Genomic DNA, 9,827 nt, shown 5'->3' with positions numbered 1-9,827 from the left:
CATTTTTGCCGCCTTTGCCGGCCGGTGCCGCCGGCAGAGCGCCAAGATGGGCCCCGGCATCCGCAGCAGGCGCACCGTCCGGCACCGGCCCCGGCGTGCTGCCGGACGGTGCGCCGGCCGCGGCCGGAAGGGCGGCCGTCTTGCTGTCGCCGGAGGCCGCCGCCGCGATCCCGGCCGCTGGAATATCTTCCCCCGCGGTCTCTGCCGCCACGGTCTCGGCCGTGGAGCCCCCGCCGCCGGCCTGCGCCCGCGCCGCCTTCTTCGGCGCCGCCTTGCGGGCGCCGCCTTTGCCCGGCGGGGTTCCGTGGCCGGGCCCGGCGGTCTTGCCGTTCGCCTTCGCCGGCGCGGCATCGGGGGGCACGGGGTCTTCCTCCGCGCCCGCGGCAAAGCCGAGGATAAGGGCTGCGAGGCCGTCCTCCTGCACCGCTGCGCTGGCATCGGCCGGGGTAAACCAGCGGCCTTCGCGCTCGTCCTTTTCCGGCCAGTCCTCAAGCTGGCGGTCCACCGGCATGGCATAGACCAGCACCACGCACGGCACGGAGCCGCCGTTGGCCATGCGCTTGTCGTAGCCGTAGCTGCCGAGCAGGGTCTTGTCGGCGGTGCCGATCAGGCCGGCTTCCTCATAGGCTTCCTGCTGGGCGGCACCGCGCGCCGAGCGGCCCTTCATCGGCCAGCCTTTGGGGATGACCCAGCGGCGCGTCTCACGCGAGGTGATGAGATAGATGCCGACCGCCCCGTCTGCCTCGTGGCGGAACGGCAGCACACCGACCTGCTTGCGCGGCTTGCGCTGGTTCTTTTTGGACTGCGCCATCGTGAACGGCCTGCCCTGTCTCTGCGGATTCCGCCCGACCGGACCGGACCTGCCGGGGCGAAACCGCGCCCCCTCGTCCGGCCCCGCCTGCGGCCCTGCCCCTTTGCGCCCGGCCGGCGCTGCCTCCTGCCTCCCGGCCGCCCCGATCCGGCGGCAGCCCTCAGACATTCGATCCCGAAAACATGGCCGGACCACCCCTGATTCTCAGGCCCGGCCTGCGTGTTTTGTCACTCATTCCGCCGCATCAGACCACCGGCTTTTGGCGGCCAGATGGTCGCGGGGCGCCCGGTGCGCGGTTCTTCTGCGGCGGGACAGCGCGCCGCCGCCGATTCCCATGCTCCCGGTTCCGCATTATTGTCGGCGCCCGGCAAGGGAGGCCGCACGCGGCCGCAACGGAGTTCTGACGCCATGAGACCGGTTATCGGGGTCGTCTGCGACGTGAAAGAGAGCGCAGGCCACCGCATCCACGCCGTCACCGAAAAATATCTCTACGCGGTGGCGGAGGGGGCCGGTGCCCTGACGCTGATGATCCCCGCCCGCCTCAGCGACACCGACGGCAAGCCCGGCCCGACCCCGGCGGATTTCGCCGGCCTGTTCGCGGTGCTGGACGGTATCTTCCTGCCCGGCAGCCCGTCGAACGTCGATCCGTCGCACTATGGCAGCCGGCTGGCCGACCCCGGCTCGCCTTCCGATCCCGACCGCGACAAAGTCACGCTCGCCCTCATCCGCGCGGCCATTGCGGCGCGGGTGCCGGTGTTCGGCGTCTGTCGCGGCTATCAGGAAATGAACGTGGCCCTTGGCGGCAGCCTGCACCAGAAGGTGCACGACGAGCCCGGGCACCACGACCACCGCGAGGACAAAAGCCTGCCGGTGCCGGAGCAATATGCCCCGGCCCATGCCGTTTCGCTCACCCCCGGCGGCCTGCTCGCCGGCCTTGCGGGCACGACCACCTGGCAGGTCAACTCGCTGCACGGACAGGGCATCAGCCGCCTCGCCCCCCGTCTGGTGGTGGAAGCGCGCGCGCCCGACGGGCTGGTGGAAGCCTTCCGCCTGCCGGATGCGTCGTTCGCGCTCGGCGTGCAGTGGCATCCCGAATGGCGGTTCTGGGAGGACCGGCTGTCGCGCGGCATGTTCGCCGCCTTCGGCGACGCCGCGCGGGCACGGCGCGCGGCCCGCTGAGACCGGCCCGCAGAGACCCGCCCTGCGCCGTCACTCGCGGCGCAGAATCCAGTCGTAGAACAGGCTCGCCCATTTCTGCGGGCGGAAGTCGCGCTTCAGCGCTTCCGGGTCATAGTCCTGCTCGACCCAGTCGAGCAGGCTCTTGCCCTTTGCCTCGCCCTCGTCGCGATAGCGGTCGAGAAAGGCGTCGAGAATACCGGCGCGGCTCGCCCGCATGTGGCCATAGACGAGCCGCAGCTGCCGCTTGGCCTCCGCAACGGTGCGGCCCTCGCGCAGGATCAGATAGAGCGCGGCGCCGAAGCCGGCCCGGTCGGCACCGGACTTGCAGTGGATCAGCGCCGGATATTCGATGCGCGCGAAAAGATCGGCCGCCGCCCGCACCGTTTCCCTGGCGGGGGCAAGGCGGGTGCGGAACGGCAGTTCCACCAGCGTCAGCCCGGCCTCGTGGCAGGCTTCCTGCTCCAGCGGCCAGGCGCCCATCTCGCGGCCGCCGCGCAGGTTCACCACCGTGCGCCCGCCTTCGGCGGCAAAGCGGCGGAAGTCGCCCGGCGCCGGCTGCGCCGCGCGCCACAACGCCCCCGTGCCGACCCGGTGGCGGTTCAGATAGACGAGGCGGATGAAGCCGTGATCGGCGAAGATCAGGTCCATCCACGCCCGGAACCGCGCAAGGCGGGCAGCAAGCTGAGGCTGCGGGGCGGCCATGTCGGCAAGGGGCGGCCGCTCCGGCGCACCGGGGGCGGTGGCAGGCGGTTTTTCGTCGGGCCGGGGCGAAAGGTTTGCGCGCGTCATCGCCGCGAGCTTTAAGGGCTTCGGGCCGCTTTGACCAGCCGGTGCCGGCAGGGCCGGCCGGCCTTTCGGGCCCGGCCACCACAATTTTGCCGTCGTTTCGCAACGCGCGCTTGAGCCGGCCTGCCGGGTTCGCTATGCCGGCCTGAGGGGCGCGCTTCGGGCCCCGGCGCGGAACAACGAAACCCGCAGGCTGGCGGATGAAGGCGGCGCAATGGCGAAATGCGTTCTCGGCGTGATCGGCGGTTCGGGCATCTACGACCTGCCCGGCCTTGAAGAGGCCCGGTGGGAAGAAATCGACAGCCCGTGGGGCCGCCCGTCCGATGCCGTGCGCCGGGGCTTCTATGCCGGCCGCGAGGTGGTTTTCCTGCCGCGCCACGGCCGCGGCCACCGCGTGTCGCCGACCGACGTCAACTACCGCGCCAACATCGATGTGCTGAAGCGCGCCGGCGTCACCGATCTCATCTCGCTTTCGGCCTGCGGCTCGCTGAAGGAAGAGCTTCAGCCCGGCACGTTCGTCATCGTCGACCAGTTCATCGACCGCACCTTCGCCCGCTACAAGAGCTTCTTCGGCGAAGGCTGCGTGGCCCATGTGCCGTTCGGCGATCCGGTCAGCCCCGGCCTCGCCGGCCGGCTGGCGGCTGCCGCGCGGGCGGCGGCACCGCGCGTGGTGCGCGGCGGCACCTATCTCGTCATGGAGGGCCCGCAGTTCTCCACCCGGGCGGAGTCGAACCTCTACCGCAGCTGGGGCTGCAGCGTGATCGGCATGACGGCGATGCCGGAAGCCAAGCTCGCCCGCGAGGCGGAGATCTGCTACGCCACACTGGCCATGGTCACCGACTACGATTGCTGGCACGAGACCCACGGCGCGGTGGACGTGCCGGCCGTGATCCGCGTTCTCAACGAGAATGCCCACCACGCCCGCGACACCGTGGCCAACCTGCTGAAGGCGCTGCCGGAACACCATGAGCCCTGCCCGGCCGGCTCCGACCGGGCGCTTGAATTTGCCCTGATGACCGCACCGGACAGGCGCGATCCCGCGCTGCTCGCCCGCCTCGACGCCGTGGCCGGGCGTGTTCTGAACCGGCCCGCCGCCTGAAACCGGGGCCGATGCCCCTGCCGCCCACGTTTTCACAAGGCCTCATCCCGGCCCGGCTCCGATGCCGCCCGGTCCGGCGCCTCCTGACGGGAGCTTCCGCGCAACGATGTCGTCCCCTGCCGCCCTGCACCAGAACGCCCCGGCCCCGGATGCCGCGCCCGACCGGCGGCTGCAGCACCTCGTGCGCACCATTCCGGACTATCCCAGACCCGGGGTGATGTTTCGCGACATCACCACCCTCATCGCCGATCCCGCCGGCCTTGCCGGGGCGGTGGAAGGGCTCATCGCTCCGTTCCGCGCCAGCGGCGTGACGCTGGTGGCGGGCATCGAGGCGCGCGGCTTCATCCTTGGCGGTGCGGCCGCCCTTGCGCTGGGCGTCGGCTTCGTGCCGATCCGCAAGAAGGGCAAGCTGCCGGCGAAGACCATCGGGCAGGACTATGCCCTTGAATATGGCGTCGACACCATCGAGGTCCATGCCGATGCCATCGGCGCCGGCGACCGCGTGCTGGTGGTGGACGACCTGATTGCCACCGGCGGCACGGCCGCCGCGGCCGTCGATCTGGTGCGCCGCTCCGGCGGCACGGTGGTGGCGGCGAGCTTCGTTATCGACCTGCCCGAGCTTGGCGGCGCGGCCCGCCTTGTCGCCCGAAATGTCCATGTCCACACGCTGATCGCGTTCGAGGGAGAGTGATCCCATGATGATCCTGCGCTATTCGCCCGCCTCCCCCTTCAGCCGCAAGGTGCGGATGGCGCTGGCCGCGACCGGCCTGCTGCCCCGCACCGAACTGGCGAAGGTCGACACCCGCGCCCCGGAACCGGCCTTCTTCGTGGAAAACCCGCTCGGCAAGATTCCGGTACTGGTGCGCGACAACGGCGACAGCCTGTTCGATTCGCCGGTCATCATCGGCTATCTCGACCGGCTCGCCCCCGGCATCCTGCTGCCGGCCGATCCGGAAGCCCGGCTTGCCACGCTGAAGCTGGAGGCGCTCGCCGACGGCCTGCTGGATGCCGCCCTGCTGCAGATCTACGAGGCGCGCTACCGGCCGGAGGCCCGCCGCCATCCCGACTGGGTGGCCTGGCAGGCCGGCAAGGTGGCCCGCGTGCTCGATTATCTGGAAGGGGCGACGCTGCCGCAGGCGCCCTTCACCGATGCCGGCGCGCTGGCGCTGGCCTCCGCGCTCGGCTATCTCGACCTGCGCTTCGACGGGCGCTGGCGTGCCGATCATCCGGCCCTTGTGGACTGGCTCGGCCGCTTCGCCGCCGCGGTGCCGGCCTTTGCCGAAACCGATCCCGAGCTGCCGTGACGGAATGAAGACGGGGCGCCGTCCCGCCGGACGACGCCCCGTCTGCCGTTTTCCGGCGCCCCCCCCCGCACGGGGCCGGCGCGGTTCAGAACTTGTAGCCGACGCCGGCGCGCAGCACGCCCTGATCGAAGGTCGCCTTGGCCGCCGGGCCGACCGAGAAGTCGGCATCGGCATAGCCGGTGTAGATGAACTCCGCGCGGGTCGTGATGTGCTGCGTCAGCAGCGCCTCGGCACCCAGACCCACGGCATAGCCGACCAGCGTCTGGCTGTTGGAGGCATTGGCGGCCGACATCTCGACATTGTTGAACGAGAGACCGGCGGTGCCGTAGACGAGGAAGCGGTCGAACACGACGCCGGCGCGGCCGCGGGCGCTGATCTGCCAGTCGGACCGCATGGTCACCTCGGCGATGCCCAGATCCTTCTTGTCGCTCAGGCCGTTCCAGGTGGCATCGGCCTCCAGGCCGGCAAGGAACATCGGCGTCAGCATGAAGTTCATGCCGCCGACGATGCCGCCGGAAACGCCCTGCGGCTTCACCGTGTTGGAAAAGAAGCTGTAGTCGACATCCGACGAAGACCAGCCATAGCCGACCACGCCGCCGATATAGCCGCCGCTCCAGTCGAAGCTGCCCATCACCGGGGGCGGCGGAGCGCCGTAGCCGGAGACGGGAACCTGCGTGCCGGTGGAGGAATCCAGCGTGGCGGAGGGATCGTAGTACTGAGCCGCGGCCGGCAGCGGCATGAGGCCGAGAGCGGCGACGGACGAGACGGCCGCCAGACCGGGCAGGGTCCGCAGGATGCGCTTCATCATCGATCGGCTCCGTTACGCAAAACAACAGGACGCAGAAAACAGCGGACGCGCGGCCGCACGCCCTGCCGCCCTTTCAGAGGGCGGCCTGCGGGAAAGATGCGCTTTGATGCATTGCGATCAAGATTGGTTCACCAACCGCGTTGCGGCGTGGTCAACAGCCGATTAATGGCGGCACGGCCCGCGCCGCCATTTGCTACCTCAACGTGTATATTTTACCGCAATCAACCGACGATCAGCACGATCTTGCCGATATGGGCCGACGATTCCATACGCGCATGGGCCGCGGCGGCCTGCGCCAGCGGGAAGGTGGAATCGATCAGCGGGCGCACCGTGCCGGCCTCCACCAGCGGCCACACCTTGTCCTTCAGCGCCGCAGCGATCGCCGCCTTGAAGGGGGCTTCGCGGGCGCGCAGCGTGGAGCCCGTGTGGACCAGCCGCTTCAGCATCAGCCGGGTGAAATCGACCGTGGAGCGCCCGCCGAGGGTGGCGATCTGCACGATGCGCCCTTCCACCGCCGCCGCCTTCCAGTTCTTCTCCACATAGTCGCCGGCGATCATGTCGAGGATGACATTGACGCCGCGCCCGCCGGTCTCCGCCTTGATGACCTCGGGAAAGTCCTCGGTGCGGTAGTTGATGGCCCGGTGGGCGCCGAGCTTTTCGATCGCCGCGCACTTGTCGGGCGAACCGGCGGTGGCGAACACGGTGGCGCCGAAGGCCCGGGCGAGCTGAATGGCGGTGGTGCCGATGCCGGACGTGCCGCCGTGGACGAGGAACGACTCGCCGGGCTTCAGCCCGCCACGGTCGAACACGTTCGACCACACGGTGAAAAAGGTCTCCGGCAGCGCCGCCGCCTCGGTCAGCGTCAGCCCGCGCGGCACCGGCAGGGTGCTGCTGATCTCGGCCACGCAATATTCGGCATAGCCGCCGCCGGAAACCAGCGCCGCCACCGCATCGCCGACGGCAACGGCCTCTGCCCCCTCGCCCACGGCCACCACCGTGCCGGCGATCTCAAGGCCGGGAATGTCCGACGCGCCCTTCGGCGGGGGATAGTTGCCCTGCCGCTGCACCACGTCCGGCCTGTTGACCCCGGCGGCGGCCACCTTCACCAGCACCTCGCCGGCACGCGGGCGCGGCACCGGCCGGGTTTCCGGCACCAGCGCCTCCGGCCCGCCCGGCACCGGAATGGCAATGGCGGTCATGGTTTCTGGCAACATGGTTTCGGCCACCGTGTCGGACATCGTGTTCGCTCCGCTTGTGCCGGCGGCCCGGCCGCTGTGCTGCCCGGCGCGCCGCTGCCTTTTTTCCGGGGCGTTTCCCCGCTTCCCGCTGGTTTGCCATCGCCGGCAGGCGCGGTCGAGCCCCGTTGCCGCGGCGGCGCGGCGACAGATGGCCCCGCCGCCCCGTGCTATGGTGGCGCCAGCGCCGTTTCGCAGGAGAAACCGATGTTCGACGATGACGCCCCGGCCGCAAAGCCGGTCCGCCACACGCTGGGGGCCGACCTGTCGCGCCTTTCGGTGGCCGACCTTTCCGCGCTCGTCGCAGCCCTTGAGGAAGAGGCCGCCCGCGTGCGTGCCGCCATCGCCGCAAAACAGGCCACGCAGGCCGCCGCCGATGCCCTGTTCCGGCGCTGATGGCGCCGGTGCGAATCGGTTAACACGCTCTGCAGCCGGTTAACCCCGCCTTAGCCGTGTCTTTCCTTTGGTGGGGACCGCGTGGGGACAGCCATTGCCTGCCGGTGGCCGGCGGGCCGCCGCCGCCCGGCCCGCGGGGCCGGCGGCCGGCGATTCAGGACCGGATTCCAACGCATTGCGCGCAGGCAAGCGATTTCGCCCCGGCCCGGCCGATCCCTTTGGCCCGACTCCCCTTTTCGGCCACGAGCCGCTAGTAGATCGGCCGTGGAGCCGGTTGTGCGCCCCGTGGCACAATTCCGGCTCCCGACCGTCCGCCCGTTTCCCACGCGTTCCAGATCGGCCCGTTTGCCTTGTCCCGATTGCTGTTCGACGAAATCATCGCCCTTCGCATGGCGGCTGCCTCGCTTCCCGCGGGGTCGAGCCGTGCGCGGATCGATGCGCGCCTCGACCGCATCGCCGGGCTGGCGCTGATCGGCGACATGGAAGAAAGCGGCGACATTCCGCCGGAGCGGGCCGCAGCGGAGCGCCGGCGCATCGCCGGCGAGAACCACCTTGCCTGCGACGCCGCCGACGAAGGCACCGGGCTTTTTGCCGATCCGCGTCTGGGCGGGCTGGAACGACGCATCGCCGCCATCGAATCGGCCCTCGGCGCCTCGGCCGAGCGGCCGCAGCAGCCGGGCCGCCCGCGGCTGCGGCTCATCCGCGGCGCGGCCGGCAATCCGGTGGGCGACGTGCAGGCCCGCCTTGCCGCCGACCTCGCCGCCCCGTTCTCTGCCGGCCCGGCAAAGCCGCGCGGTCCCGGCCGCCCGCACTGAGGCGCCGCACGGATCGCCCCCCGCCCAGCCAGAGCCGGCACGGGCCCGGTTCGCCGGGCGCGACGGGTCGTACCAGGCTTTCATTGCGTCCATGAAACCGGCGGGCTTATCCCGGCCGGCCGGTTCAGGACGGCACCTTCCGGCCGGCAAATTCAATCCCGCGAACTGAAGCCCGCGAATCAAAAACCCCCGCGCGGAATTCCGCGGCGGGGGTTTTCGTTTGTCGTCTGCCGGCCGTCACAGCCGGCCGCGCCCGACGGGGCAGACCGGCAAGGGCGCCCTGCGGACAAGGCAGCCCCGACCGGCGCGGTTCCTCAGCCGAGGAACGAGCCGTACTTGTTCTTGAAGCGCGACACGCGGCCACCGCGGTCGAGCAGCTGCTGCTGGCCGCCGGTCCAGGCCGGATGGGTGCGCGGATCGATGTCGAGCTGCAGCACGTCGCCTTCCTTGCCCCACGTGGAGTGGGTCAGGTACTCGGTGCCGTCGGTCAGAACCACCTTGATCTGGTGATAGTCGGGGTGAATGCCGTCTTTCATAGTCGCTTCCCGAACGCTGCGGCGATCGGCAACGGCGGATACGCCGCACACGTTCGCCCGGAACTGAATTTCAGGCGGCAGCCCCGCCGGCCCGTCCGGCCTGCGTACTCCGCCCCGCAATGCAATGCACGAACACGCGCCAGAGGCTCCGCCCTTCCGGACGGCCCCGTCGCGCAGGACTCGTGCAGGTTCGGCCGTCCCTATAGCGCACGCGCCCTGCCGCGGCAAGGCACGGCGTGGGCCGGAACGGCCTTTTGCGTGGCGGCCCGCCGGCCGCGACGGCCCTTGCGGCCGCCGGCGCGACGTGATCTGACGGCGCAGCGCGGATGAGGACGGCGCGCCGCCCGCGCGCAGACGGTCAGCAACGGAGCACAGCATCGTGGCCAGGCGACGCAGCCGGACTGAGGAAACCCCCGAAAACGCTGCCGGCGCATCCGCCGGCGCGCGCCGGGCCGGCGTGAAGCCGCTCAGAATCATCGCGCCCTTTCTGGCCCGCTATCCGGGCCACCTCGCCGGCGCCGTCATCGCGCTGCTCGGCGCCACGGCCGCCACGCTGGCCCTGCCGCTGGCGCTGCGCCGCGTCATCGACCACGGCTTCAATGCCGCCGACCGCGCGTTCATCGACCGCTATTTCCTCATGCTGCTGGCGGTTGCCGGCCTGCTGGCGATTGCCAGCGCCGGGCGCTATTATTTCGTGAGCTGGCTTGGCGAGCGGGTGGTGGCCGACCTGCGGGTGGCGGTGTTCCGCCATGTCACCCGGCTTTCGGCCGCCTTCTTCGACCGCACGCTGTCCGGCGAGATCGTCTCGCGGCTGACCGCCGATGCCGCCCAGATCAAGACCGCCGTCGGCTCGTCGGT

General features: G+C 70.8%; 12 protein-coding genes. 7 read left to right on the top strand and 5 right to left on the bottom strand.

The annotated features are described in order from the left end of the window. Positions 1-811, bottom strand: an 811-nt coding sequence (locus tag V7067_RS07385) for an NUDIX hydrolase (protein ID WP_334175243.1), incomplete at its 3' end; no start/stop codon positions are given. A 408-nt stretch (positions 812-1,219) separates the two neighbouring features. On the opposite strand from V7067_RS07385, the gene V7067_RS07380 reads away from it, so the two are divergent. Further along, the gene (locus V7067_RS07380) at positions 1,220-1,990 is read left to right on the top strand and encodes a gamma-glutamyl-gamma-aminobutyrate hydrolase family protein (protein WP_334175242.1); all 771 of its coding nucleotides are present in this window, start codon (positions 1,220-1,222) and stop codon (positions 1,988-1,990) included. A 30-nt stretch (positions 1,991-2,020) separates the two neighbouring features. On the opposite strand, the gene V7067_RS07375 is transcribed toward V7067_RS07380, so the two are convergent. Beyond that, entirely contained in the window at positions 2,021-2,779 is a 759-nt protein-coding gene (locus V7067_RS07375; protein WP_334175241.1) for a sulfur transferase domain-containing protein, read from the bottom strand. Between the two features lie 211 nt (positions 2,780-2,990). Between V7067_RS07375 and V7067_RS07370 the strand changes: the two genes are divergently transcribed. The 3 genes from V7067_RS07370 to V7067_RS07360 all read left to right on the top strand — a co-directional run bounded on the left by V7067_RS07370 (position 2,991) and on the right by V7067_RS07360 (position 5,179). Further along, the gene (locus V7067_RS07370) at positions 2,991-3,875 is read left to right on the top strand and encodes an S-methyl-5'-thioadenosine phosphorylase (protein WP_334175240.1); all 885 of its coding nucleotides are present in this window, start codon (positions 2,991-2,993) and stop codon (positions 3,873-3,875) included. Between the two features lie 106 nt (positions 3,876-3,981). Beyond that, positions 3,982-4,566, top strand: a complete 585-nt coding sequence (locus V7067_RS07365; RefSeq protein ID WP_334175239.1) for an adenine phosphoribosyltransferase — start codon at positions 3,982-3,984, stop codon at positions 4,564-4,566. 4 nt (positions 4,567-4,570) lie between these two features. Beyond that, positions 4,571-5,179, top strand: coding sequence for a glutathione S-transferase family protein (locus V7067_RS07360; protein WP_334175238.1), 609 nt, complete (start codon positions 4,571-4,573; stop codon positions 5,177-5,179). 85 nt (positions 5,180-5,264) lie between these two features. Here V7067_RS07360 and V7067_RS07355 read toward each other — a convergent pair whose 3' ends face one another. Then, entirely contained in the window at positions 5,265-5,987 is a 723-nt protein-coding gene (locus V7067_RS07355; protein ID WP_334175237.1) for an outer membrane beta-barrel protein, read from the bottom strand. A gap of 221 nt (positions 5,988-6,208) precedes the next feature. Continuing rightward, positions 6,209-7,225, bottom strand: coding sequence for an NAD(P)H-quinone oxidoreductase (locus V7067_RS07350; protein ID WP_334175236.1), 1,017 nt, complete (start codon positions 7,223-7,225; stop codon positions 6,209-6,211). A 204-nt stretch (positions 7,226-7,429) separates the two neighbouring features. On the opposite strand from V7067_RS07350, the gene V7067_RS07345 reads away from it, so the two are divergent. Together V7067_RS07345 and V7067_RS07340 are read left to right on the top strand one after the other, a co-directional pair. Further along, positions 7,430-7,618: a DUF1192 family protein gene (locus tag V7067_RS07345; protein ID WP_334175235.1), complete on the top strand. Its 189-nt coding sequence runs from the start codon at positions 7,430-7,432 to the stop codon at positions 7,616-7,618. 350 nt (positions 7,619-7,968) lie between these two features. Continuing rightward, positions 7,969-8,433, top strand: a complete 465-nt coding sequence (locus V7067_RS07340) for a hypothetical protein (protein WP_334175234.1) — start codon at positions 7,969-7,971, stop codon at positions 8,431-8,433. Between the two features lie 314 nt (positions 8,434-8,747). Here the strand turns inward: V7067_RS07340 and rpmE are convergent, their stop codons facing one another. After that, positions 8,748-8,969 carry a 50S ribosomal protein L31 gene (rpmE, locus tag V7067_RS07335; protein WP_334175233.1) on the bottom strand — a complete coding sequence of 74 codons (222 nt, stop codon included), beginning with the start codon at positions 8,967-8,969 and terminating at the stop codon, positions 8,748-8,750. A 457-nt stretch (positions 8,970-9,426) separates the two neighbouring features. Between rpmE and V7067_RS07330 the strand changes: the two genes are divergently transcribed. Continuing rightward, positions 9,427-9,827, top strand: a 401-nt coding sequence (locus V7067_RS07330; RefSeq protein WP_334175232.1) for an ABC transporter transmembrane domain-containing protein, incomplete at its 3' end; no start/stop codon positions are given.

Origin of the sequence: Pseudoxanthobacter sp., from assembly GCF_036822375.1 — a bacterium.
In the GTDB taxonomy this organism is placed as follows: Bacteria; Pseudomonadota; Alphaproteobacteria; order Rhizobiales; family Segnochrobactraceae; genus Pseudoxanthobacter.
Note: the sequence above shows the minus strand (reverse complement) of the source record. Positions and strands in the feature narration are given on the sequence as shown.

Coding starts and splice junctions, on each gene's coding strand:
- V7067_RS07350 (WP_334175236.1), bottom strand. CDS start 7,225: ATGTCCGACACGGTGGCCGAAACCATGTTGCCAGAAACCATGACCGCC.
- V7067_RS07365 (WP_334175239.1), top strand. CDS start 3,982: ATGTCGTCCCCTGCCGCCCTGCACCAGAACGCCCCGGCCCCGGATGCC.
- V7067_RS07345 (WP_334175235.1), top strand. CDS start 7,430: ATGTTCGACGATGACGCCCCGGCCGCAAAGCCGGTCCGCCACACGCTG.
- V7067_RS07355 (WP_334175237.1), bottom strand. CDS start 5,987: ATGATGAAGCGCATCCTGCGGACCCTGCCCGGTCTGGCGGCCGTCTCG.
- V7067_RS07360 (WP_334175238.1), top strand. CDS start 4,571: ATGATGATCCTGCGCTATTCGCCCGCCTCCCCCTTCAGCCGCAAGGTG.
- V7067_RS07375 (WP_334175241.1), bottom strand. CDS start 2,779: ATGACGCGCGCAAACCTTTCGCCCCGGCCCGACGAAAAACCGCCTGCC.
- V7067_RS07380 (WP_334175242.1), top strand. CDS start 1,220: ATGAGACCGGTTATCGGGGTCGTCTGCGACGTGAAAGAGAGCGCAGGC.
- V7067_RS07370 (WP_334175240.1), top strand. CDS start 2,991: ATGGCGAAATGCGTTCTCGGCGTGATCGGCGGTTCGGGCATCTACGAC.
- rpmE (WP_334175233.1), bottom strand. CDS start 8,969: ATGAAAGACGGCATTCACCCCGACTATCACCAGATCAAGGTGGTTCTG.